Origin of the sequence: Cryobacterium sp. M15, assembly GCF_002929675.1 — a bacterium.
Lineage (GTDB): Bacteria > Actinomycetota > Actinomycetes > Actinomycetales > Microbacteriaceae > Cryobacterium > Cryobacterium lyxosi.
Genome location: NZ_PJJW01000025.1, coordinates 39,986 through 63,559, shown reverse-complemented (window position 1 = coordinate 63,559; position 23,574 = coordinate 39,986). Strand labels below are relative to the sequence as shown.

Below are 23,574 nucleotides of genomic sequence, written 5' to 3'. Positions count from 1 at the left end.
CGGCATCACTCGCCTGAAACAAGCCGGCCGACACTGGGCACGAATCGCCCGACCCGCGCACCGTAGCTGCGGTAATCGGAGTGCTCGGCCACAAGCATCCGCTCTTCCCACCGTGTCTTCATCGAGAGCAGCCCGACCAGCACGATCCACGCCACCACGTGCCAAGCGGATGCCCCCACCAGCACCAGCGCGACACCGCCGGTCATGAGTCCCGCGTAGATCGGGCTGCGGAGGAGCCCGTAGACCCCCGTGGTGACCAGTTGGGCCTTCACGCGTGGAATCGGACTCGCGGTCAACGCCGACCCCAGTCCGACGACGCCAAGAACCACGAGCACGGCGCCGACCAGACCCAACGCGATCGCTGCCACGATCACCCCGACGTTCGTTGCCCAGAGTGTGCCGTGCGGTAGAAAGGCCAGGGCTGCCAACAAAAGGAATTGCCCGGTCACCAGGCCGAGTGCGAGTGCACGTTTCATAGTGCGAGGATACGCCCGGGTGGAACGAGCACTCATGCAGGTCAACGTCGGATCACCGCCGTGCAATGAAATGAAACATTTTCGCTTTTCGGCAGACAAACACACGACGACAAGTTAACCTCGTACGACTAGACCCGCTCCGCCGACGCCGCCGGAGAGTGACACCGGGCTTCGATTCCGATCGCGTGCCAACTTATCGCGCACGATCGGTTCGAGGCACGCGCCTGCTCCGGCAGGTGCATTCGCCCGGTACCTCTGACGAGGTGCCCCGCTGAAGTGGAGCCACCATGACCGACGACGAACTCCTGCTTGAAATCGACTACACCGGCTATGACAGCTCGTGCCGCGATCCGCACATCACACCGGCCGAGGACCTCGTCGAGTGTCGACGCCTGCGCGGCCACGGTGACGAACCGCACGGTACCAGGGTCGGCATGCGCGCCATCCGCTGGCTCGCCGGCGCTGCCCCCCTCGCCGCGTAGATACCCGACTGCTGGCTCCACTTCGACCGCACCCAAACCTGGCGCCCCGCTAGCTAACATCGCGCGGTCAGCACCGCCGAAAAGCCCAATTAGGAGAAGTAGGGGCCCCAGGACACCGAGATGTTTGAACGAGGAGCGGATGACCCACCGACTCCGCGGGCCAGCCCTGAAACGCGAAATATGCGCACGGCAGGCCGTATCGTGACTCGGCCGCCCTTCTGACCCCCACAGTGCGGGAGGATGGTGGAGCGCCCCTTCCGCGCGCACCGACGAAGAGGCACAGCTATGTTCACCGGGCTCAGCGCTTTCCCCCTCACCCCGACCGACGAGAACGGCATCGACGAACACGCCTTCGTCGGCCTGGTCGCGCGGCTCGCCGCGGCCGGCGTCGCCTCGATCGGCGCGCTCGGTTCGACCGGAGGGTATGCCTACCTCAGTCGTGAACAGCGTGCTTTGACGGCCAGGGAGGCAGTCGCGGCGGCCGGCACGACCCCGGTCATCGTGGGAATCGGCGCGCTTCGTACCCGACAGGTTCTCGACCACGCCGCGGATGCCCACGAAGCCGGCGCCGCCGCAGTGCTGCTCGCACCCATGTCCTACCAGCCTCTCACCGACGACGAGGTCTTCGGCCTCTACCGAACGGTCACGGCCGAGTCGACGATTCCGCTCGTCGTCTACGACAATCCAGGCACCACCCATGTCACGTTCAGCGATGAGCTGCACGGTCGCATTGCCGCGCTGCCGAACATCGGGTCGATCAAGATTCCGGGCGTGGCTGCCGCGGCCGCGCCGGCTAGAATCGCCGCCCTCCGCGCCGTGATTCCCGCGCACGTCACGATCGGCGTCTCCGGGGATTGGCTCGCCGCCGGCGGACTTCTCGGCGGCGCCGACGCCTGGTACAGCGTGCTCGGCGGGCTCTTTCCCGAGGCCGCCCTCGCGATCACGCGAGCTACCCAGGCCAGCGACAGCACCGCAGCCCGCGAAGCCTCCAACCGGCTCGAACCGCTCTGGGCGCTGTTTCAGCGGTACGGCAGCCTGCGCGTCATGTCCGCCGCGGCCGAGACACTCGGCCTCGTGCACTCCCCCAACCTCCCGTTGCCGCTGCTCGGCCTCGACCCTGCGGGCCGCAGCGAACTCGAGGCGACCCTGCTCCGGCTGGGCCTAGGCGCCTGATTCCGGTCAGCTGTGGCCGGGGCCTCACTGTTGCAGCCACCATGCTGTATGTCGTCGAGATTCAGGTGACAGCTTCATCCAGGCCGGTTGTCGTGGCTCGGCCCTCGGCCCTCGGCCCTCGGCCCTCGGCCGGCCGTCACGTTCCGCGGGTATCCTCGATAGGTGCATTCAACCGACCAGACCCGAGTACTCGGGGCCACCGAGTGGCGCGGCCTCGAGCAGGCCCACGAAGAACGCGCCGACGCATTTACCCGTGGCCGCCGCGAGCGCGCGGCAACCGGCCAGACGCATCCGGTCGAGGATTTTCTGTTCACCTACTACCCGTTTCGTCCCGGCTTGTTGCGCCGCTGGCATCCAGGAGCCGGCGTGCTGCTGCAGGGCGCTGCCGCCGAGCCTCGCGCGAACTGGAAGTGGTACCGTCGCGAAGGTAGCGACAGCCAGGTGGACGCCGTCGCCTTCGTCGAGAAGAACGAGCGCGTCATGCGCTTCATCGGTTCACTGCTCAGTGCGACTCGGCAACGCCCCGCCCAGTTCGGCTGTTTCGGACTGCACGAGTGGGCGATGGTCTACCGCCAGGGCGAGCACCGGCATGTTGCGCCGCTGCGGCTCGGCCAGAGCGACACCGACGCCGTCGTCGACGGCAACCGCGTGGCCTGCAGCCATTTCGACGCGTTTCGGTTCTTTACCCCCGCCGCTATTGGTCGCAACCAACTGCAACCGACGAGGGAAAACCAACCAGTTCTGGAGCAGCCGGGGTGTCTGCACGCCGGAATGGACATCTACAAGTGGGTGATCAAGCTCGGCCCACTCGTTCCCGGCGAGGTTTTGCTCGACTCCTTCGAACTCGCGCACGACATTCGCCAGCTCGACATGGAGGCCTCGCCCTACGACCTCGCCGATTGGGGCTACGCGCCGGTCGCTGTTGAGACTGCCGCCGGTAAGGCGGAGTATGTGCGCCGCCAGCGCGGTTTCACCGAGCGCAGCAACATCTTGCGTGACCGCGTCGTGGGCCTGCTCGCTTAGAGAAACTCCCCCGCTTGCCATCGGGAAGGGGTTGCCAGACTTTTCTCAGGCTTTGCCATCGCCATCCGCGGACGCCCCTCGTGGCGCCGATCGACCCACGTCACGGCGAGCATTATCCCCACCAAAAACAATGCATGACACCCATTTGGGGTGCCTCGACCAAACCGGATGGAGCAGGGCTCCGGACCATCTGTGCGGCCCGAGTGAACTTCGGACTGGAACAGAAAAACGAATAGGAGCTCTCATGAATACGATCACGAAGCATACGAACATTCGCAAGATTACCGCGCTGGGAATCACCGGCGCCGCAGCATCCGCTCTCATCATTGGAGGCTTTGTCGCCCCCGCCCAGGCGTTTGACGGCGACAGCACCAGCACGACCACGAGCACCGATAGCTCGTCCGAGCAGAACCGCCTTGACGTTATCGGCGACCTGTTCAACCTCTCTGGCAACGACTCGACCGGCAACGGCGTGCTCGGCAACGACACCTCCGTCGGGGGCGTCGGCAACGGCGGAATCCTGAACGGCGGCGTCGTCAACGGTCCGCTGGTCGATGACTCGCTCAACAACGACATCGGTGATGTCGCGTCGGGCAACGAGGTCGGCAACGACGCGTCCGTCGGCAGCGGCAACGACGTTGTCGCACCGATCGAAGCTCCCGTCACCGCCCCGGTTGACGCCGGTAACGGCACCGACGTCGGCACCGACGTCGATGGCGTCGACGTTGAGAACATTGACGGCTCGGTCGACTCGATCGTCAACGATGTCCTCGGCGACCTCGGCCTCGGCCTCGGACGCTAACGCGTTCGACTAGAAGTGAGGGCGTCTCCCACTTGGGGGCGCCCTTTTCGTGTTTCAGCCGCGCTGGTGAGACTCGATGACCTCGCGCATGCGCGGCAGGCCGAACTGGTCGGCGATGGCCACGCCACTGTGCGTGCCGAGGCGGGGGTCGGCATCCGCTTCGAGCAGTAACCGCAGAATCACCTCGTTGTTTCGAAAAACCGCGCAGGAAATGGCGGTCTGGCCCATCGCGTTGATAGCGGATGAGTCCGCGCCGCGCCGCAGCAGCTCAGCGACAGTATCGGCGTGCTGCTGGTACGCCGCCACGATCAGCAGCGTGTCTCCACGCGGGTTGACCACGCCGAGGGGAACTCCGGCGTCGATCATCTCGCCCAGCGGGCCGGTCAGGCCGTCGCGGGCGAGGTCGAAAACGCCCTCGATGACCTGCGGGCTGATAGCCCCGCCGGGTACTTGCGTGTTCTCGTTCACTGATACTCCCGCTCGACAATCGTGTACCCAGCGTATCCGTATCGGCCCGTCGCGCGAGGCGCATGTCACAGTTTGGATTCCTGGGTGGCTCGAACTAGCGGCGCGATGGGCGGGATGCCGCACTCGGAGCGCGCCGACGTGGATCGCCTGGTTCCTACCTGACGAGAACGTGACGCATCGGGAACCGCCTGGCTACGACGTACCGCTACCGTGCGCTAGTACCAGCCCGATGCTTCCGACTTGTCCCAGGCATCACAGGGTGTGCTGTACCGACTCGCGATATAACCCAGGCCCCACGAGATCTGGGTCGCAGGGTTGGTCTGCCAGTCGGCTCCGGCCGAGGCCATCTTGTTGCCGGGCAATGCCTGCGGGATGCCGGTGGCACCGCTGGAGGCGTTGTAGGCATTCACGTTCCAGCCTGATTCTTTGTCCCACAGGCTCACCAGGCAACCAAACTGATCATCACCCCAGCCGTACTGGTTCGCCATGAGCTGACGCGCGATTTGCTGCGCAGCGTTGGGGTCTGCTGGAGCGGACGGGCGGGCCGGTGCCGCCGGGACGGCATCGGCAGCTTCGGCCTCAGCAGCGGCCTCAGCAGCAGCCTCAGCAGATGCAGCCTCAGCACTAGCCTGGGCGACGGCTGCCTGCTCGGCGGCAAGGCGATCGACCTCGGTCGTGGAGGCGTGCACGTTCGCGGTTTCGGTTGTCGTTACGTCGACGAGCTCGAAGATGCGCTCCGGAGCAAGCAGGGTGACGTGGGAGAGCGAGGCAACGGACGCCGACAGGTCCGTGGCATCCGTCTTACCGTGCGCTGCAGCGATGACGACGCTGGCACCAGACACGGCACTTTCAGAGGCCTGTTCGGCACGCGCTCGCAAGCGCTCCGCATTGAGTTCCAATTGCTCGTCGTGTCCAGCGCCGCTGGAGGCAAGCGCTGTCATGACGGCTATGCGCGCGTTTTCGTCTGCGACGCTGGATTGCACCGCGAAGCCGGTGCCGACAACTGCGGCGATAGCAGTGATGGCGCCGGCTGCCAGGAAGCCGGTCCGCTTCCGGCTCCGGCTCCGGCTCCGGCTCCGCACAGTCTGAATGCGGCTCGCGTCAGTCTCAACAGGTGTGGTGGGCGTGGTTGGAGAAGAGATAGGCCTAGCTTTCAGAAAAACGAATCGCTGGCTGTCGCGCGGGCGGTTCTGGTTCGACACTCCGCACGCGGCGTCCGCGGGCGAAAAGACCAGTCTGCACGGCTTTCCTGAACACTTCCTCACTTTCACTGCGTCGGTCGCCGGCACAGGCGTCATCGTCCTGATTCCCCGTATCGGCTAGGAAAGTATCCGTAACCCGGTCAGCTCAGCCCATCGGAGGCGACGAGGGCAACGACCTGGTCGTCGATCGTGAGTGCCCGCTCACGGTCCTCCATCACTTCACGCTGCCTCTCACTCTCGCCTGGCTGCACCTTAACATCGTCGCGGAGCACCCGCGCTCCCCCCTCCCGGATGGCACCCATGGCCACCCTAAGTTCACTCGGGGCACCCGAGTTTGTGCACCACGATCACGTCCATCGGGGCGCCCGGCGCCCGCGCCACCTCGAAAGCGACCGGCACTCCCCTACGCGGCAGCCGTGGTGGAATAGGGGAATGTTGCACCGAAACACCCCCGCGCACAGTTTTGTCCCGTCCCACGACGGTGTGCAGTTGGCCACCTATGAGCTCGGCGACCCGGAGCACCCGACCGTGGTCGTGGTGCACGGCTTCGCTTCGAGCGTCATCGCCAACTGGCACGCCACCGGCTGGACCCGGGATCTGACCCGGGCCGGTTTTCACGTCATCGGCATCGACCAGCGCGGCCACGGCGCCAGCGACAAACCACACTCCCCCGACGCGTACACGATGGAATTGCTCGTCGCCGACGTTGAGGCGGTGCTCGACGCCTACCTGCTCACCGAGGTGTGCTATGTGGGCTACTCGCTCGGTGCCCGGGTGGGGTGGCAGGCTGCCCGCAACCTCGGCGGCCGCATCACCCGGGCGGTGCTCGGCGGGATTCCCGACGGTGATCCGCTCAAAAGTTTTCAAGTAGCGGATGCCCGCGCCCACCTCGAACACGGCCGCGAGGTCAGCGATCGCCTCACTGGCGTCTATCTCGCCATGGCGAAGACCCTGCCCGGTAACGACCTCGCCGCGCTTGTCGCTCTGGTCGAAGGCATGCGCGGCGGCCCGCAGCCCGGCGCCGCAAACGCGCCCACTCAGCCGGTGCTGTTTGCCACCGGCAGCGAGGACAGCATTCTCGACGCCTCCCGGGTGTTGGCCGACGCCACGCCAAACGGCGGCTTTTTCGAGATTCCCGGGCGCAACCACTTCAATGCGCCCACATCGCGGGCGTTCCGCGAGGCGGCCATCGGGTTCTTGAAAGCGTAGGCTTCAGCCGCGCGACACCGTTTCGGCGTCGTCGACGTGCCAGCCGGGGTTGTGAGCCCAGATAACGCCGTTCGGGTCAGCGACGTGCCGTGCGAGATATCGCCGAAGACGCCATCACTGGATTCACCCGTTTGAGAAACAGAAAAACGCCGCTCGCGCACCCGGCGCTACGCACGCCAAAAAGCGGATGCCGCGGCCGCGGGCATCCGCTTTGCAAGTTGCCAGACGAGCGTTAACACCGGGGGCGAACTCTTCGACTACCGTTGTACTATGACCGCCCCAGACACTACAACGCAGAACGAGGCAGATTCCGCCTCCATAACGAAGACATTTGCCGACCTTGGACTCAATGACGCCATGCTCAAGGCGCTCAAAGTTGTTGGCTACGAGACCCCCTCGGCCATTCAGGCCGCCACTATTCCCCCGCTGTTGGAGGGTCGCGACGTTGTCGGACTCGCCCAGACCGGTACCGGCAAGACGGCTGCGTTCGCGCTGCCTATTCTGAACCGACTCGACCTGTCGCAGAAAAACCCGCAGGCGCTCGTGCTCGCGCCCACCCGCGAGCTCGCGCTGCAGGTGTGCGAGGCGTTCGAGAAGTACGCCGCTCACATGCGAGGCGTGCACGTGCTGCCCGTTTACGGTGGACAGGGCTACGGCCAGCAGCTGTCGGCCCTGCGTCGCGGAGTGCACATCGTCGTGGGTACTCCCGGTCGAATCATGGACCACCTCGCGAAGGGCACCCTCGACCTCTCGGAGCTGAAATTCCTGGTGCTCGATGAGGCCGATGAGATGCTGAACATGGGCTTCGTCGAGGACATCGAGACCATTCTCGCCGACACCCCCGATGACAAGCAGGTGGCTCTGTTCTCAGCCACCATGCCGGCGCAAATCCGCCGTATCTCCAAGAAGTACCTGCACGACCCGGAAGAGATCACGGTCAAGAGCAAGACCACGACCAGCGTGAACACGACCCAGCGCTACCTGATGGTGTCGTACCCGCAGAAGCTCGACGCGCTCACTCGCATCCTCGAGGTCGAGAACTTCGAGGGCATGATCATCTTCGCCCGCACCAAGAACGAGACCGAACTGCTCGCCGAAAAGCTGCGTGCGCGCGGCTATTCGGCCATGGCGATCAACGGCGACGTGCAGCAGGTGCAGCGCGAACGCACGATCAATCAGCTCAAGAGCGGCAAGCTCGACATTCTCGTCGCAACGGATGTCGCCGCTCGCGGCCTCGACGTGGAGCGCATCAGCCACGTCGTCAACTACGACATTCCGATCGACACCGAGTCGTATGTGCACCGCATCGGCCGCACCGGCCGCGCCGGTCGCTCGGGCGCAGCTATCAGCTTCGTCACGCCGCGCGAACGTCGTTTGCTCTCCGCCATCGAAAAGGCGACCCGCCAGCCGCTCACCCAGATGCAGTTACCGAGCGTTGAGGACGTCAATGTGACGCGCCTCACTCGCTTCGACGACGCCATCACGGCAGCACTCGACGAGACCGACCGCATCAGCAAGTTCCGCGACATCATCGCGCATTACGTGTCCCACCACGATGTGCCCGAGGTTGATGTGGCCGCGGCTCTTGCCGTGGTCGGGCAGGGCGAAACTCCGCTGCTGCTTTCGGCCGAGGATGTTCGCGCGCAGCAGCGCCTCGAGCGCGACGAGCGGGTCGAACGCTCCGAGCAACGCGGCGACCGGCCCGAGCGCGGCGGTCGTTCGGACCGCCCGGACCGCTTCAACCGGGATGACCGTGGCAGCCGGGATGACCGAGGCAGCCGCGACGACCGCGGCAGCTACGGCGCCCGCGACGACCGGCCGGTGCGCAGCGAACGCCCGGTTCGTTCGAGCGGTAAGCCGATGGCCCAGTTCCGCATCGAGGTCGGCAAGCGTCACAAGGTAGAGCCGCGTCAGATCGTCGGCGCCCTCGCCAACGAGGGTGGGCTCAGCCGCGACGACTTCGGGCACATCAAGATCCTGCCGGAGTTCTCGCTGGTCGAACTGCCCGCTGACCTGTCGAGCGATGTGTTCTCCAAGCTGGAGAACACCCGCATCAGCGGCAAGCTCATTGAGTTGCGCGCCGACAAGGGCGGCGCCTCGCGTTCCGCCGAGCAGGGCGATCGCCCGCCGCGCGCTCCGCGCCGCGAGTACTAAAGCCTGCCGCACTCAAGCCCCCTCGTCGTTTGCGACGAGGGGGCTTGAGTGCATTGAGCGCAGACCGCCGCCGGGGCCAATTCAAAAAAGCTCACTGCTTTACCCTCGACGACCGTGACCGCGCAGAACTCATTCGCTACCCCGCGGGATTTTCTGGACCGACCACTGACCAAGGCCTCTCGTCCGACCACCGAGCAGGGCCTCGCGGCGCGCATAACTCCTGCAATTCGCACCGGGCCCCCGCAACATCCGCAGAAACACACGGGGGTTCCGTTTACGCCACACAAATTGCAGGAGTTATGCGCCGGGCCAGCTGCGAAACCCGACGATCGGCGGCCAATTCAGGAGAATCGGCCGCCGATCCGGCCCGTACCGCCCGATCCTGGGCAGGCCATGGCCCACACCGGCGGGATGTCCTGATTCAGCCACCGCGGGTCAAGCCGCGGGCCAGACCACGGTCAGGCCGCGAGTCAGACCGCGGAGACGTCGACGAGCACCTTGCCGGTGACACCGCTTTCGACGAGGGCGTGGGCGTCTGCTGTGTGGGCCAGGTCGAAGCGGTGCAGCGGCAGACCCGCATCCGCTCCCACCGGCAATGCGCCGTCAAGGAGTGCCTCGTTGATGGCAGCAGCCGCTTGCTGCACGACCTCGATGCCGACGGTGTACAACAACACGAACTGGTACCGCACATTCAGGCTGAAGTGCTTGCGCACATCGAGGGTCATCTGGTCGCCGCCGTTGTTGGCGTAGACCGCGATGGACCCGCGGTTGCGAATGACCGCGAGGTCGAGTTCGGAGTTCTGGGCGGGAGCCACCTCGACGATGAGGTCGACGCCATCGGGCGCAATGCTTCGGATTTCGGTGGCGACGTCGGAGTCAGTGTAGGTGAGCACGTGGTGTGCCCCGGCAGCTGTCGCGAGGGCCGCCTTGGCCGGCCCACTCACGGTCGTGATCACGGTCGCGCCGGCCCAGCGGGCAAGCTGGATGGCGGCATGGCCGACGGCGCCGGCACCTCCCGCGACGAGCACGATCTTGCCGTCAAGCGCCCCCGGATGCAGGCGCGTCGGCCCATCTTCGGCCACGGTGAGGGCCCGGTAGGCGGTGATGGCCGGCACGCCGAGGCTGGCTCCCTGATCGAAAGTGGCCGCGGAGGGCAGCAGAAAGACGCGCTCGGCCGGAAGCACCGCGTATTCCTGGGCAGTTCCGCTGTTCGCACGCTGATAGGCGGCGAGGGCGAGCCAGACGCGATCGCCGACAGCTACGTTCGACACACCGGGGCCGACGGCGTCGGCGACGCCAGCGCCGTCCTGGTTCGGCACGACGTCGGCGAATGCGAGAGCCTCCCCCGGGCTGGTGCCTCGGCGCGACTTCCAGTCGGTCGGGTTCACCCCGCCCACCACGATGCGCACGCGAACATCCCCGGCACGGGGCTCTGTCACTGGTCGATCGACGAGGTGAAGCACGGACGGGTTACCGGTTTCGCTATACACAATGGTCTTCATATAAGACCTAACGCCAAAGACGTCGGAATGTTTCCCGGCGGCGGCGCCGCACGTTCGAGCGTGGCGTGCAGATTGGTCTGAATGGTGCTCCTGGTCTCGGTGAGCGCCAAGTCGATGTCGATCTCGAATTCGTTCGCTCGCTCGCACGACGGTCCACCAGAGCGATTCAGCCGGTGTGAGCTGAAGCTCGGCGGTCGCGTCTGCCTCGATCTGCCCGGAGCGAAAATGGTCAAACTCCTTTTTTTTCACACAGTTCTAGCGTGGTCGTCGTCACCTCCATCGGCGTGTCGGTCACATCGCCCACCACCCATCTGCGGCTCGAGCAGAACGAACGGCATTCACTGCATCGCCGTGCAGGGCGACGGTCAGCGGGAGCGAGCGCGGCGGCGTTCCCGCCAGGTCATGGCGGCGAGCGCCGCGGCCGCACTCTCGCGCTGCTGCCTGGCCGCTTCGCTGCGCACGGCGCGGCGTTCCCGCCAGAGAGCGAGCTGTGTGGCCACATCCCGGGTGGGGGTGACCACGGGCGGTCCGCCCTGCAGCTGCCGGCGTGCCGCCACCACTCGGCTGTTGAAATCTTTGAGAATCTCGGTCACCGCAGCCTCAGTCTGCACGCTATCCAGCCGGGCATCGAGCTCGGCGTTCTCGGTGCGCAGGGTGAGGGCCGGCGGACCGAGCCCGGTGATCTTCTCGCTTTCGATCTTCTGGCGAATCCACCAGTCAGGGTCATACCCACGCTCGAGGTTCGCCAGCGGCTTGCCGGCGCCGGGCAGATTATCGAACTCGCCACGACGAATGGCCTGCTGAATAGCCATTTCCACATACTGGGCTCGGGCTTCCATCATGGATTGCCCGGCCGTGTTTTGCTCGGGGTCGTTTACTTCTGGCGCAGCGGAGTCTGCCTGGTCGGGCGGCACCATGCGTTTGAGTTGGTAGCGGGCCACGTTGAGTCGGGCGTCGCTGGGTTGCGCATCGCTGCGGTCCTTATTGCCGGTCATGGCTGCCAGCCTAGATCGACGTGGTGGCCGAGTCGACTTGGAACGCTGCTCGGGAGGGCACTTCGACACGAACGAACTGCGGGCCGGGCGGCGGGTCGTGTTTCTAGCTGCAATCATTTGGGCTCGCCTCGACATGTTCGACCGTCAGCACGCCCACACGCGCATGCTCACGCTGCGGTTCGGCGCGGAGGGCGGGCCGCGGGCATCCGTTCGTCTGCGCGGTCGCACCGGACAGACACTCCGTGCCGCGGTGACCGACGTCGTTGCCGAGGTCATTCGCCGTTCGTCGATCGTCGTGCCTTCGACGCCCAATGACCCCGGCGGGCGCTTTGCCCGCTATAACTTTCCCGGTTCGCTCGGCCGTTCTGACGTTCTCGAGGTCGTGTTGAACCCGCCGACCATCGACGATCCCGCGCCGGTGCTGATCTCCTGAGCGGATGCGCCGGCCGTCGCCTCGTCGGAGCGCGCGGCCTCGTCGTTCTCGTCGCTCTCGTCGCCATGAGCGTCGCCGTGTGCGTGCGGCAGTCCCGGCTCGTCGGGCGGCAGCGCCTCGGCGGCCAGCTCGACGCGTTCCTCCCCCACAGCGGCGATGCCGCCCAGAATCAAAAGCCCGCCGAGCAGCTGCAGCGGCGTCAACACTTCGCCCAGCAGCAGCCAGGCGAACAGCGACGCGAAGATGACCTCGAGCAGGCCGACGAACGAGGCGAGCCTCGACCCGAGAATTCCCGCCGCCGTGATGCCCGCCACATACGCCAGCGCGGTGCTGATAATGGCGAGCGCGAGCAGCGGTGCCCACCAGGGCACAACCGTGCCGAGCAGGGACAGGTCAAGAAACGATGCGGTGAAGGGGAGCAGACCGGTCAGGCCGAGTAGGCCGAGGGCTGTTCCCCCGACCAGCAGCCCGAAGGTCGCGAGTGCGATCGGGGGCAAGCCTTCGCCCGGGCGCGCGGCCACCACGAAGAACACCGCGCAGGAGATGGCCGCGCCGAAGGCGAACAGCACCCCCATCGGGTCCACGGCCCGAATGGCACCGGGCCCGATCACGAGCAGCAGCCCGCCAACGGCGAGAGCCGATCCGAGCAACACTGTGCGGCGGGGCATCCGTTGTGTCGTCACCCAAACGAACCCGACCAGAATCAGCGGAGCGAGAAATTCAATCAGCAGCGCGGTCGAGACTGGAATGGTCTGCAGCGCGGCAAAATAGGCCAGCTGAGTACCCGCGACACCGACGATGCCCATTCCGAGCACCCGCCAGCGGGCCCGCCACAGGGCCGCCCGACGCCCGCGCAACGAATACAGCGCGAATGGCAGCAATACGAGCCCGGCGGTCCACGCGCGGGCGGTCACGGCGGCCGTCGGTGACCAGCCAGCCTCGAGCATCGGCTTGACCAGCGCGCCGGAGGTTCCAAACGAAATGGCAGCAATGGCGGCAACGATCACGCCTCCCGGCAGGGACGAGATCTTCATGCTCCTCCTTCAAGCGACGTGGGCCTGTCATGGTCTAAACTGTTTTCACCACTGACAGTAGAACCCTGTTGGCAAGGAGTCAACTTGCATTTTGCCCCTGACACCGAGGAAGCACTCGAATTCGTGGTGCTGCTCGGCGCCACTGACCCCGGGGCCTCCCGAAGCGGCCGCGACGAACTCGAAACGCTCGCCGACCTCGCCGCCCTGCTCGCCCCCATTTTGTTCACCGGCCGCATCGACGGAGATGATGCCGAGCTGCTCGACGTGCAACAGACCCGCGCATTGCTGCGCCGGGTCTGGACTCTCGGCCGCGACGACGCCGTCAAAGAGGTCAACCGCATGCTGCGCGAGGCCAGGGCGCTCCCCCAGCTTGCCCGCCATGATGTCTCGGACTGGCACCTGCACGCGACCGTGCCCGAGGCTCCACTCGGGGAACGCATGCGCGTCGAGGCAGCGCTGGCGTTGATGGACGTGATTCGCAGCGACGAAATGGGTCGCCTGCGAATCTGCGAAGCGGATGCCTGCAGCGGGCTGGTTCTCGACCTCTCCCGTAACGGGTCCAAGCGTTTCTGCAGCGTGCGCTGCGGCAACCGCATGAACATGATCGCTTTCCGCGAGCGCCAGCCCACCGGCTCTACTCCGTCGCCGCCTCGTCGCGCACACGGATAACGACGTTGCCGATCTTCTGCCCCGTCGCGACATATTCGTAGGCAGCGCAAATCTCGTCGAGCGGGTAGATCCGGTCGATTATCGGCCGAAACTCGCCCGATGCGACCAGGCCCTGCAGGAACATCGCATCGTCGCGGGTGTCCTTGGGAATCGGAAACAATACGCGCCTCCTCCTCAGCACCGGCGTGGTCAGCGCCAGGATCGGATTTTGCCACAGCGTACCAAGTTCGGACGAGAGGTAGATTCCGTTGGGAGCGAGCACCCGGCGGCAGCGTCCGAAAGAACTCTTCCCGACCGTGTCGAGCACCACATCAAACTCATCTTCGAGCGCGGTGAAGTCCTCGAGCGTGTAGTCCACCACCCGTTCAGCCCCGAGTGATTCCATCATGGATAGGTGCGGGGTGGCGCAGACCGCTGTGACGCGAGCGCCGAGATTCACGAGCAATTGCACCGCAGCTGATCCGATCCCTCCCGTACCGCCGTTGACCAATACATTCTGTCCGGCGGTAACCCGTGCCGCGCGCAGCATGTTGAGCGCGTAGTGGGCGCCCTCCAGAATCGGTGATGCCTCAACGTAGGAAACGTCTGCCGGTATCTCGGCGACCATTCCTGTCGCGGTAACGGTCAGATAGCCAGCGTGACCACCAAATTTCACGCCGCTGTAGCCGAACACCCGCTGGCCGACCGCAAACGCACTGACGTCGGCGCCGACACCGGCGACCTCGCCGGCGAACTCGCAGCCAAGAATCGTCGCCCGAGGCGCCCGCAGTCCGCTGAATAGCCGCACCACGAGTGGCTTGCCGCTGAGAAAGCCGCAGTCGGTGCGGTTGACCGTGCTGGCGAAGACCCGCACCAGCAGTTCGTCGCGCTGGGGTATCGGCTGCGGCGCAGTCTCGACGTGCACGAAGCTTGGTGGTCCGTAGTGACGGTACACGGCAGCTCTCATGCGGCTCAGCGTACCCTCGAACGCCCCGTCGCGACCGGGTGGGCTCGGGACCGGGCCACGGTGGCGGCTGCGCAGTCGACATGCTCGATTCGACCAGCCAAACCCACGACTATTGCTACGCCGCACGAGGATACTTCGCGTGCTCCTGCGATCGACAAATTAGAGTTATCAGCATGCGCGCTGACCAATGATCCGAGCACACCTAAGCTGAAACCATGACTCAGGTTTCCGAAATTTTTGACCCTTCACTATGGAAGCCCGTCGATGGCTTCACCGCGCTGCAAGACATCACCTACCACCACGACAACGCCGGGCGGGTCGCCCGCGTGGCCTTCAACCGCCCGGAGGTGCGCAATGCGTTCCGCCCGCAGTCTGTCGATGAGCTCTACCGGGTACTTGACGACGCCAGGCAGAACACGCGAATCGGCGTGGTACTCCTCACGGGTAATGGGCCGAGCCTGAAGGACGGCGGCTGGGCATTCTGCTCCGGTGGTGACCAGCGCATCCGCGGGCGCGACGGTTACCAGTACCGTGACGGGGTCGCAAGCACGGGGCGGCTGCACATTCTCGAGGTGCAGCGACTCATCCGGTTCATGCCGAAAGTCGTCATTGCCGTCATTCCCGGCTGGGCGGCCGGCGGCGGTCACTCCCTGCACGTTGTCTGCGACCTCTCGATCGCCAGCAAGGAACACGGCATGTTCAAGCAAACGGATGCTGACGTCGGGTCGTTCGACGGCGGCTACGGCAGCGCCTATTTCGCCCAGCACGTGGGGCAGAAATTTGCCCGGGAGGTCTTCTTTCTCGCGCGTCCCTACGACGCTCAGCGCGCCTACGAGATGGGCGCCGTGAATGCCGTGGTGCCCCATGCAGAGTTGGAGACGACCGCACTGGAGTGGGCAAACACCATCCTGACAAAATCACCGACCGCAATCCGCATGCTGAAGTTCTCGTTCAACGCCGTCGACGACGGAATGGTCGGCCAGCAGATCTTCGCCGGTGAAGCCACCCGCCTGGCCTACGGCACCGACGAGGCCGTCGAGGGCAAGGACGCGTTCCTGGAACACCGCGAACCCGACTGGTCGCCCTTTCCCTGGCAGTTCTAGCGGGCAGCACGAACTCTCACCACCAAGTACCGACACACCTTTTTCGGCGGCCACCGCATCCATCCAGAGGGCGCTGAACTCGTTGCTGAGCGGATGCCCATCCGTGCGCTGGTTGCGGAACTCGCCCGGTCATATATGATTCAAAAAATGATAATAGAACGCCGCATTCTATTATCGAACACAGACGATGCTGGCGTTCGAATCGCCGGACCGAGAGACCGTACCGAAAGACCACACCGAAAGTCCACACACAGAAGTGAGGAAACCGTGCAATTTCACCACCACGGATACGTGTCCACTGATCCCCGCAGGCAGGATGCGGCCGGAGTGGGCATCGATCGCCCCGTCGAACTCCCCGACAACGTCGACGTTCTGATCGTGGGAACGGGCCCGGCCGGCATGATCACCGCCGCCCAGCTCTCCCAGTTTCCCGGTATCACCACGCGCATCGTCGAGCGCCGCGGCGAACGCCTCGCGATCGGGCAGGCCGACGGAATCCAGGCCCGCAGCGTCGAGACCTTCCAGGCCTTCGGGTTCGCCGAGCGCATCATCGCCGAGGCCTACCGCATCACGGAGATGGCGTTCTGGAAGCCCGACCCCGCCAACCCGGCCAACATCATCCGTACCGCCCGCGCCATCGACGACCCCACCGGCATCAGCGAGTTTCCGCACCTCATCGTCAACCAGGCACGCGTGTTGGACTACTTCGCCGAGGTGATGGCCAATTCGCCGACCCGCATGACCCCGGATTTCGGCTATGAAATGCTCAGCCTGACCCACAGCAATGAGGGCGACTACCCCGTCACCGTGACGCTTCGGCACACCAGCGGAGAGCTGACCGGCCAGGAGCGCAAAGTGCACGCGAAGTATGTGGTCGGCGCTGACGGTGCCCACAGCGCCGTGCGCGATTCCATCGGCTGCACGCTGGCCGGTGACGCGGCCTTCCACGCCTGGGGCGTCATGGACGTGTTGGCCGTCACCGACTTTCCCGACATTCGCACCAAATGCGCCATCCAGTCCGGATCCGGCGGAAGCATCCTGCACATTCCGCGCGAGGGCGGCTACCTGTTTCGCATGTACGTCGACCTCGGCGAAGTGGCCGCCGACGACAATGGCGCCGTACGCTCGACGACGATCGACCAGATCATCGTGAAAGCCAACGAGATTCTGCACCCGTACACCCTCGACGTGAAAAACGTGGCCTGGCACAGCGTCTACGAGGTCGCCCACCGTCTCACGGACCGATTCGACGACCTGCTACCCGCGGAGATCGGAATCCGCTCCCCGCGGGTCTTCATCACCGGCGACGCCTGTCACACCCACAGCGCCAAGGCCGGCCAGGGCATGAACGTCTCAATGCAGGACGGCTTCAACCTCGGCTGGAAGCTCGCCTACGTGCTCGACGGCCGCAGCCCCGACAGCCTGCTCAGCACCTATTCCGCCGAGCGCCAGGTCATCGCGAAGAACCTGATCGATTTTGACAAGGAGTGGTCGAGCCTGATGGCGGCAAAGCCCGAAGACCTCACAGTTCCGCTCGAGGACTTCTACACCCAGACAGCGGAGTTTCCATCGGGCTTCATGACCCAATACCCGCCGTCGATGCTCATCGGCGAAGCGACCCACCAGGCGCTCGCCACCGGATTCCCCATCGGCAAGCGTTTCAAGTCCGCCCCGGTCGTGCGCGTCGGCGACGCCAACCCGGTGCAGCTGGGCCACCACCACCGCGCCGACGGCCGCTGGCGCGTGTACGCGTTCGCTGACGCATCCGCTGAAATACTGGCCACCTGGGCCAAGTGGATGCGGACCGCCCCCGATTCGCCGCTGCTCGCGCACACCCCGGCCGACAGTGACATCGACAGCGTCTTCGACCTGAAGGTGGTGTACCAGCAGGCACACACCGAGGTTGACCTGGGCCGGGTTGACGTGGCGTTTTTGCCGAGAACGGGCCCCTTTGGGCTGATCGACTACGAGAAGGTGTACGCCGCCGACCCGGATCGCGACATCTTTGAGCAACGCGGCATCAACCGCGGCGGCGTCGTGGTGATCGTGCGTCCCGACCAGTACGTCGCCCACGTGCTTCCCCTGGCGGCCACGAACGAGCTGGCGAGGTACTTTCGGCAGATGTTGCTTGTTCGGTAGGGCTCAGCGAGCGGATGCCGGTGGGTCGCCCACCTACTCGGCCGCGGGCCGTTGCCGATTTTGCTTCGTGGCCGAGCGCTGCTGTTTGACCGCGAGGTGCCGCCGCGCGGAACCGCGGGTGGGCTTGGTCGCGCGCCGCGCCGCCGGTTCCGCGGCTACACCCGCAGTCACCAGGTCGGCGAGCTTTCGCAGGGCAATCTCGCGATTGCGCAGCTGGGAGCGCTGCTCGCTGGCGGCGATGGTGACCACCCCGGAAACGAGACGGTGATTCAGGCGGGTGAGCAGCAGCATCCGCTCGTCGTCGGACAGCACAGTGGACTCGGCGACGTTCCAGGACAGCTCGACGCGACTGTCGGAGGTGTTCACGTGCTGGCCGCCGGGACCGGACGAACGCGAGAACCGCCAGCCGAGTTCACGCTCGGGAATGGTCAGCGCCGCCGACACCTCAAGATCCATGCCCCTAGCGTTGCACACCCCAGGATCCCCCGCGCACGACAAGCATCACAAACCCTGCGCAACCGGCCTCAGAACAGAGGCCAGCTCAGAACAGTGGCGAGCTCAGAACAGCCGCCAGCTCAGAACAGTGGCCAGGGCACGGCGGGCATGTCGCCGCTCGGGGCGGGGAATCGTGCGTCAGAGCGCAATTGGTCGCAGCGCGCGGCAAACGCCGTGAGTTCTTCGGCGCTGACCAGGCCAGCGAGGGTGTTGCCGAGCTCGCCGGACAGGCCGGCTGTGACCCGGTCGATGCCGTCGAGCTCGTCGGTGGTGAGAGCGTCGCCCAGCCAGCCCCACAGTACGGTGCGCAGCTTGTGTTCGACGTGAAAGGTGAGCCCGTGATCGACTCCGTGTCGGTGCCCATCGGTCATCGCGAGAATGTGGTCGCCCTTGCGATCAGCGTTGTTCACGACCACGTCGAACACGGCCATCCGCCGAAGCGGGGCGCTGTCTTCGTGAATGAGGGTGACCATCCGTTCGTGCTCGTCTCGCCCGTCGAGAACGTGTCGCCACCCGGTTTCCGGAACGGCGTCCGCTGCCACCAGGTCGACGGGACTCTGGGCGGGGTCACTCTCCTGCCAGAGCTGCACCATGCCTTCGCCCATCGGACCCTCGCGCAGCCAGGTGCGCGGTACGACGTTCCAGCCGAAGGCTTGCGAGACCAGATACGCCGCCACTTCACGATTGGCAAGGTTTCCATCGGGAAAATCCCAGAGCGGATGCTCCCCCGCCACCGGTTTGTAGACGACCATCGCGCCATCGATGCTGCCCAGGAAGGTTGCATTCGAGGCCGTCGTGATTCGTCCGGTGAGTGTCAACTCGCCGTCGACCAGGTCAGGAGTCGGCATCAGTCCCCGGGAACGGTGCAGGTGTGGCCGTCGGCGTCGATGGGGTAACCGCAGAGGGAGCACATCGGCCGCCCGGCGCCCACGATCTCACGAGTGCGCTTCGCGAACGCGCGAGCGGTACCAACAGGTATGCGCACGAGCAACGCATTGGCCGCTTCAACCGGTTCGAGTAATTCCTCGTCTTCGTCGACCATCGGGTAGGCCTCGATCACCACTTGAACCGTTGATGGATCCCAGCCCAGGCTCATCGAGCCGGTGCGAAATTCCTCAGCGACCGGTTGCTCGAGCGGGTCATTATCGACGAGCTCGATGGGGGTCGTGGCCGGGATACTGAACGGGTTGCCCTCGAAGGTGATCAGCTGGTCGAGAATCTCGTCGATCTTCTCGGCGAGCAGCGCCGACTGCTGTTTCTCCAGCGCGATGCTGATGATTCGCGCGCCGCTGCGCACCTGCAGATAGAACGTGCGCTCCCCGGGCAAGCCCACGGTGCCGATGACGACCCGGTCAGGCCAGACGAACTCATGAACGATTTGGGGCATGTAGACATTTTAGACGCGAGAGCTGCGTGACGTCTGCGGCTCGGCCCGTTACCGATGAGAACGTCAGCTGAAAGGATGCATTGCGGTTATCGAATCGCTGGTCATAACCGGCGCAGGCATCAGTGACGCCGCTCAGTCGACCTCGCTGCGCACGGGGAGCGTGCGCACGCTGACGAAGTGCCGCGCTCCCCCGTCGATGGGGTCAGTGAAGCGCACCTCGTTCGCCAGCAACTGCAGCGGGCGGGTGAAATCGTCAAGCGCGATATCCTGCATAACGGGATAGAGCGGGTCGTCACTGATCGGAATTCCCAAGCCCAGCATGTGCAGGCGCAATTGGTGCGTGCGACCGGTGCGGGGCGTCAGCCGGTAGCTGCCCAGGCCGTCGATCACCGATTCGAGTTCAATCAACGATTCAGCGTTGACCGGCGCGCCCGGCAGCACCTCGGCTTGCCAGCGACCAGGACGCGTGGTGAGGTGATTGCGCACCGTCACGGGCAGCTCGAGGCCCGTTCGCAGCGGAGCCAGCGCACGGTAGGTCTTGGCGACCTCGCGGCGCTGGAACATCGACTGATATGCCCCGCGCCATCGTCGCTCGGTCGCCAGAATCAGCAGCCCCGACGTCACCCGGTCGAGCCGATGCAGCGGGGACAGCTCCGAAAGCTGCAGTTGGGCGCGCAGGCGCACCACCACGCTCTGCACGACATGGCGCCCACGGGGAATGGACGAGAGAAAAGCGGGCTTGTCGATCACCACGATCCGATCGTCGCGATAGATCATATGAATGAGACCCGGAACTACGGATTCCTCGGCCAGATCGCGGTGGAACCACACAAAGGTGTACGGCTGGTAGGGGTCGCGGCCGCCGACTGCGGCGCCGGTGCCATAGACAAAACGTCCCTGGGCCAGAAATCCCGCCACGTCCACGAACTCCGACAACCGCTCGTCGAGCCAGGCCCCCATGGTTTCCCAGAGCGGATGCTGCGACCGTTCCGGCGTGCACACCCACGCGGCATCGAGCCCGTGCCGTTGCGGGACCGGAGAACGCGGGGGCATCCACTGATCGTACGTGGCTCAGCCGTCACTGCGGGTGTACGGGCGCCGATCGAAATTGGGCCGATATGCCTGCGTGATTCTTCGTTCACAGCACCGACAGCTGCTGCCACCTGGTCTCGTTGCGCCAGTTATCTAAAAGCCCGCCCATGTTCGAACACGGGCGGGCTTTCTATACGCGTGCCGCGCGGTGTTCGCGGTCGCTCACGTGCACGTGCACGTGACGAAGGTCAGTCGGCGCTGATCTGCAGGCGGAACCGGTCACGCTGGGTGTGAAGGTTCCAGAGGTGCTCGGCCAGCTTTGCCGGGTCTTTTTCGGGATCACCCGCGATGATTCGACCGCCGATGATGAGCTGGGAGACCTGGATCCCCTCTTCGCCGAGAACCTCATTCAGAAGCTGCGCGTAGGCGGCCTGTCCAGCAAAGGCAATGGATGTGCCCGCCAGGCTCCGTACCGGAGTCACGGCCGTGCCGCCGTTGACGAAGAGAATGGTGCCCCGGTTCTTTCCCAGAAAACGCATTCCGGGAACGACCTGGTGCACGGCCGCGACGGGGCCGTAGACGGAGAATTCGATCGGCCCAACCAGATCAGCGGGCGTGGTTTCCAGCACGGGACGCATGAAGTCCTTCTGCGGCAGAGGGCTGTACTGCAACACCTCGATCGCGCCGAGGGTCTCCGTGACCTGCTCGAGCACCCGGCTAATCGACGCCGGGTTCCGCACATCGGCGACGAAACCCTTCGCCGTGATTCCCTCTGTGCCCAGTTCCTCGGCCAGCGCATCCACTCGGCCCTGGTTGCGCGAAATCAGCGCAACGGAAAATCCTTCTGCTCCGAAACGACGCGCTACTGCTGCGCCGAGTCCCTTGCCTGCACCGATAATTGCGATAGTAGTCATATCGGTTGCAAGACCCCTCCCTGGGGAAATATTCCCCCATGATCAACCCAGCACCACCGTGGGCCCGGTGTCAGAGCAGCGGTAAAACCTGCTCACGAACCTGCTTGCGCAACACCTTGCCGAGCATCGAGCGCGGTGTGTTCTCGATGTGCACGATCCGCCGCGGAATCTTGTAGGCCGCGAGGTGTTCCCGGCAGTGCGCCCGCAATGCATCTTCATCGAGGGTGGCACCGGCCTTGAGTTCGATCGCGGCGACAACCATCTCCCCGCCGCGTTCGAGCGGTCGGCCGATCACTGCGGCGTCACTGACGCTCGGGTGCAGTCGCAAGACGGCCTCGACCTCAGAGGGCGACACGTTGAAACCACCGGTGATGATCAGCTCCTTGGCGCGGTCTACGATCGTGGTGAAGCCATCCTCATCCACGGTCACGATATCGCCGGTGCGCAGCCAGCCGTTGGGTAAGAGCGCCTTCGCGGTCTCCTCCGGGTTGTTCCAATAACCCTGAAAAACCTGCGGGCCCTTCAACAACAATTCACCCGGCTGCCCCAACGGCACCTCAACGTTCGGATCATCCAGATCGACCACTTTCATCAGGGTCGATGGGAACGGCACCCCGATCGTGCCCGTGCGTCGGCTGGCATGAAACGGATTACCCAGGGCGACCGGAGATGACTCGGTCATGCCATAGCCCTCAACGAGAAGTCCGCCCGATACCGATTCCCAGAGTTCCACGACATGATCGGGCAGATTCATGGCGCCCGAAATGCAGTATTTGCACGAGCGCAGCGAGATTCCTTTTTCCTGTGCGGCGAGCGCCGTGCGCTCGTAGATCGGCGGCACCGCGCAGTAGACCGTGGCGGGCGACTTTTTCATGGCGTCGAGAATCAGCCCGGGCTCAAACTTGGGGAACAGCACGAGCAGGCCCTGCTTGCGGATGCCGTAGGTCAGGTAGAGGGTCATCCCGAACGCGTGGAACATCGGCAGGATCGCATAGAAGATTTCTTTGCGGTACTGCGCTCCGTGCATCCATGCCTCACCCTGCAGGGCATTGGAATACAGGTTGAAGTGGGTGAGCATGGCGCCCTTGGGGGTTCCCGTGGTGCCCGAGGTGTACTGGATGGCGGCCAGGTCATCGACCGAGGGGCGCGGATGCTCAAAATCGATCACGCCGAAAGCGAGCAGGTCCTTCCAGGCCATCGTGCCCGGTGCCGGGCCCGTCAGCGCCGCGCGTGATTGGCGCAGCCCCTTCACCGGCAGGTGCAGGGCGAGGCGCTTCAGGGTGGGAAACGCCGTGAGGAGATTGACCGAGACAACGTGGTCGATCTCGATGTCGGCCGGGAACTCCCGCACGGCGGCCGTCGCCTTGTCCCAGGCGATAACAATGCGGGCCTGATGATCTTCGAACTGGTGGCGCAATTCCCGGGACGTATAGAGCGGATTGTGCTCCACCACCACCGCGCCGAGGCGCAGCACCGCGTAGAAAGCGACGACGTGCTGGGGGCAGTTCGGCAAGATCAGGGCCACTCGATCGCCAGTTTTCACCCCGAGGCGACGCAATCCCTCCGCGGCCCGGTCAATCTGATCGCCGAGTTCGGTGTAGGTCGTTCGACGCCCGAAAAACTCCAGCGCGGGGTGAGTGCCGGCTTCGGCCACTGCACGCTCGAGCATGGCCACGAGGGACTCCGTGGGAAGTTCAATCTCGGCGGGAACGCCCGGTTGATAGTTCTTGACCCACGGCTCGTGCTCAGTGTTTGCCATGACACCATCCTCCCCGATTTCAAGCTGAATCCTGCGCGTGACGAGCGGATGCCGTGACACCGCGAACGCATTACCTCAGGCATCCGCTGCCTGCGCCGCACCTGCACGCCCCCGCTGGTTGACACGCAGACATTCCCTGGGTGGGTCAGACAGTGCCACGTTCCAGACTCGATCGGG

The 23,574-nt window shown here is 65.0% G+C and carries 24 protein-coding genes; 10 read left to right on the top strand and 14 right to left on the bottom strand.

The features are described from left to right. Nucleotides 1–5: 5 nt before the first annotated feature. Nucleotides 6–476: an isoprenylcysteine carboxylmethyltransferase family protein gene (locus CXY83_RS01575; RefSeq protein ID WP_158251798.1), complete on the bottom strand. Its 471-nt coding sequence runs from the start codon at nucleotides 474–476 to the stop codon at nucleotides 6–8. Nucleotides 477–763: 287 nt separating this feature from the next. Here CXY83_RS01575 and CXY83_RS01570 point away from each other — a divergent pair, with 287 nt between their 5' ends. The 4 genes from CXY83_RS01570 to CXY83_RS01555 all read left to right on the top strand — a co-directional run bounded on the left by CXY83_RS01570 (nucleotide 764) and on the right by CXY83_RS01555 (nucleotide 3,956). Further along, a complete protein-coding gene (locus tag CXY83_RS01570; RefSeq protein ID WP_104195663.1) occupies nucleotides 764–958 on the top strand; it encodes a hypothetical protein in 195 nt (64 codons plus the stop codon). A gap of 285 nt (nucleotides 959–1,243) precedes the next feature. Then, nucleotides 1,244–2,131 (top strand): dihydrodipicolinate synthase family protein, encoded by an 888-nt coding sequence (locus CXY83_RS01565; RefSeq protein ID WP_104195662.1) that lies wholly within the window; start codon nucleotides 1,244–1,246, stop codon nucleotides 2,129–2,131. 162 nt (nucleotides 2,132–2,293) lie between these two features. Continuing rightward, the gene (locus CXY83_RS01560) at nucleotides 2,294–3,154 is read left to right on the top strand and encodes a 3-methyladenine DNA glycosylase (RefSeq protein WP_104195661.1); all 861 of its coding nucleotides are present in this window, start codon (nucleotides 2,294–2,296) and stop codon (nucleotides 3,152–3,154) included. A 244-nt stretch (nucleotides 3,155–3,398) separates the two neighbouring features. After that, nucleotides 3,399–3,956, top strand: coding sequence for a hypothetical protein (locus CXY83_RS01555; RefSeq protein ID WP_104195660.1), 558 nt, complete (start codon nucleotides 3,399–3,401; stop codon nucleotides 3,954–3,956). Between the two features lie 54 nt (nucleotides 3,957–4,010). On the opposite strand, the gene CXY83_RS01550 is transcribed toward CXY83_RS01555, so the two are convergent. From CXY83_RS01550 to CXY83_RS17555, 3 genes are all read right to left on the bottom strand, one after another. Beyond that, on the bottom strand, nucleotides 4,011–4,424 hold the full coding sequence (locus CXY83_RS01550) for an ankyrin repeat domain-containing protein (protein ID WP_199184852.1): 414 nt from the start codon (nucleotides 4,422–4,424) through the stop codon (nucleotides 4,011–4,013). Between the two features lie 215 nt (nucleotides 4,425–4,639). Beyond that, nucleotides 4,640–5,365, bottom strand: a complete 726-nt coding sequence (locus CXY83_RS01545; protein ID WP_146069807.1) for a hypothetical protein — start codon at nucleotides 5,363–5,365, stop codon at nucleotides 4,640–4,642. Nucleotides 5,366–5,766: 401 nt separating this feature from the next. Beyond that, complete coding sequence (locus CXY83_RS17555) at nucleotides 5,767–5,928, bottom strand: hypothetical protein (RefSeq protein ID WP_158251797.1); 162 nt, start codon at nucleotides 5,926–5,928, stop codon at nucleotides 5,767–5,769. A gap of 130 nt (nucleotides 5,929–6,058) precedes the next feature. Between CXY83_RS17555 and CXY83_RS01530 the strand changes: the two genes are divergently transcribed. Next, a complete protein-coding gene (locus CXY83_RS01530) occupies nucleotides 6,059–6,835 on the top strand; it encodes an alpha/beta fold hydrolase (RefSeq protein ID WP_104195657.1) in 777 nt (258 codons plus the stop codon). Between the two features lie 270 nt (nucleotides 6,836–7,105). Then, complete coding sequence (locus CXY83_RS01520; RefSeq protein WP_104195656.1) at nucleotides 7,106–8,989, top strand: DEAD/DEAH box helicase; 1,884 nt, start codon at nucleotides 7,106–7,108, stop codon at nucleotides 8,987–8,989. A 470-nt stretch (nucleotides 8,990–9,459) separates the two neighbouring features. Here CXY83_RS01520 and CXY83_RS01515 read toward each other — a convergent pair whose 3' ends face one another. Both CXY83_RS01515 and CXY83_RS01510 read right to left on the bottom strand, forming a co-directional pair. Continuing rightward, nucleotides 9,460–10,491, bottom strand: a complete 1,032-nt coding sequence (locus CXY83_RS01515) for an NADPH:quinone reductase (RefSeq protein ID WP_104195683.1) — start codon at nucleotides 10,489–10,491, stop codon at nucleotides 9,460–9,462. A 365-nt stretch (nucleotides 10,492–10,856) separates the two neighbouring features. Further along, nucleotides 10,857–11,486, bottom strand: a complete 630-nt coding sequence (locus CXY83_RS01510) for a DUF1992 domain-containing protein (RefSeq protein WP_104195655.1) — start codon at nucleotides 11,484–11,486, stop codon at nucleotides 10,857–10,859. Between CXY83_RS01510 and CXY83_RS17285 the strand changes: the two genes are divergently transcribed. After that, nucleotides 11,485–11,919 (top strand): hypothetical protein, encoded by a 435-nt coding sequence (locus CXY83_RS17285; RefSeq protein WP_146069806.1) that lies wholly within the window; start codon nucleotides 11,485–11,487, stop codon nucleotides 11,917–11,919. The two genes, CXY83_RS01510 and CXY83_RS17285, sit on opposite strands and share 2 nt — an antisense overlap. Here CXY83_RS17285 and CXY83_RS01505 read toward each other — a convergent pair. Further along, nucleotides 11,823–12,953 carry a DMT family transporter gene (locus tag CXY83_RS01505; protein WP_104195654.1) on the bottom strand — a complete coding sequence of 377 codons (1,131 nt, stop codon included), beginning with the start codon at nucleotides 12,951–12,953 and terminating at the stop codon, nucleotides 11,823–11,825. The two genes, CXY83_RS17285 and CXY83_RS01505, sit on opposite strands and share 97 nt — an antisense overlap. Nucleotides 12,954–13,037: 84 nt before the next feature. Between CXY83_RS01505 and CXY83_RS01500 the strand changes: the two genes are divergently transcribed. Then, entirely contained in the window at nucleotides 13,038–13,622 is a 585-nt protein-coding gene (locus tag CXY83_RS01500) for a CGNR zinc finger domain-containing protein (RefSeq protein WP_104195653.1), read from the top strand. Here CXY83_RS01500 and CXY83_RS01495 read toward each other — a convergent pair. Next, nucleotides 13,588–14,568, bottom strand: a complete 981-nt coding sequence (locus CXY83_RS01495; RefSeq protein WP_104195652.1) for an NAD(P)-dependent alcohol dehydrogenase — start codon at nucleotides 14,566–14,568, stop codon at nucleotides 13,588–13,590. The genes CXY83_RS01500 and CXY83_RS01495 overlap by 35 nt on opposite strands. 215 nt (nucleotides 14,569–14,783) lie before the next feature. Between CXY83_RS01495 and CXY83_RS01490 the strand changes: the two genes are divergently transcribed. Beyond that, on the top strand, nucleotides 14,784–15,671 hold the full coding sequence (locus CXY83_RS01490) for a 1,4-dihydroxy-2-naphthoyl-CoA synthase (protein ID WP_104195651.1): 888 nt from the start codon (nucleotides 14,784–14,786) through the stop codon (nucleotides 15,669–15,671). 267 nt (nucleotides 15,672–15,938) lie between these two features. Then, nucleotides 15,939–17,810: an FAD-binding monooxygenase gene (locus CXY83_RS01485; protein ID WP_104195650.1), complete on the top strand. Its 1,872-nt coding sequence runs from the start codon at nucleotides 15,939–15,941 to the stop codon at nucleotides 17,808–17,810. A 33-nt stretch (nucleotides 17,811–17,843) separates the two neighbouring features. Here CXY83_RS01485 and arfB read toward each other — a convergent pair whose 3' ends face one another. From arfB to CXY83_RS01455, 6 genes are all read right to left on the bottom strand, one after another. Next, nucleotides 17,844–18,266, bottom strand: a complete 423-nt coding sequence (arfB, locus tag CXY83_RS01480; RefSeq protein WP_104195649.1) for an alternative ribosome rescue aminoacyl-tRNA hydrolase ArfB — start codon at nucleotides 18,264–18,266, stop codon at nucleotides 17,844–17,846. 119 nt (nucleotides 18,267–18,385) lie between these two features. Further along, entirely contained in the window at nucleotides 18,386–19,153 is a 768-nt protein-coding gene (locus CXY83_RS01475) for an SCO1664 family protein (protein WP_104195648.1), read from the bottom strand. Beyond that, nucleotides 19,153–19,692 (bottom strand): DUF3090 domain-containing protein, encoded by a 540-nt coding sequence (locus CXY83_RS01470; protein WP_104195647.1) that lies wholly within the window; start codon nucleotides 19,690–19,692, stop codon nucleotides 19,153–19,155. The genes CXY83_RS01475 and CXY83_RS01470 overlap by 1 nt, the downstream gene beginning before the upstream one ends. 132 nt (nucleotides 19,693–19,824) lie before the next feature. Beyond that, the gene (locus CXY83_RS01465; protein ID WP_104195646.1) at nucleotides 19,825–20,745 is read right to left on the bottom strand and encodes a pseudouridine synthase; all 921 of its coding nucleotides are present in this window, start codon (nucleotides 20,743–20,745) and stop codon (nucleotides 19,825–19,827) included. A gap of 227 nt (nucleotides 20,746–20,972) precedes the next feature. Beyond that, on the bottom strand, nucleotides 20,973–21,638 hold the full coding sequence (locus CXY83_RS01460) for an SDR family NAD(P)-dependent oxidoreductase (RefSeq protein ID WP_104195645.1): 666 nt from the start codon (nucleotides 21,636–21,638) through the stop codon (nucleotides 20,973–20,975). Nucleotides 21,639–21,708: 70 nt separating this feature from the next. Then, on the bottom strand, nucleotides 21,709–23,397 hold the full coding sequence (locus CXY83_RS01455; RefSeq protein WP_104195644.1) for a long-chain-fatty-acid--CoA ligase: 1,689 nt from the start codon (nucleotides 23,395–23,397) through the stop codon (nucleotides 21,709–21,711). Nucleotides 23,398–23,574: the final 177 nt, after the last annotated feature.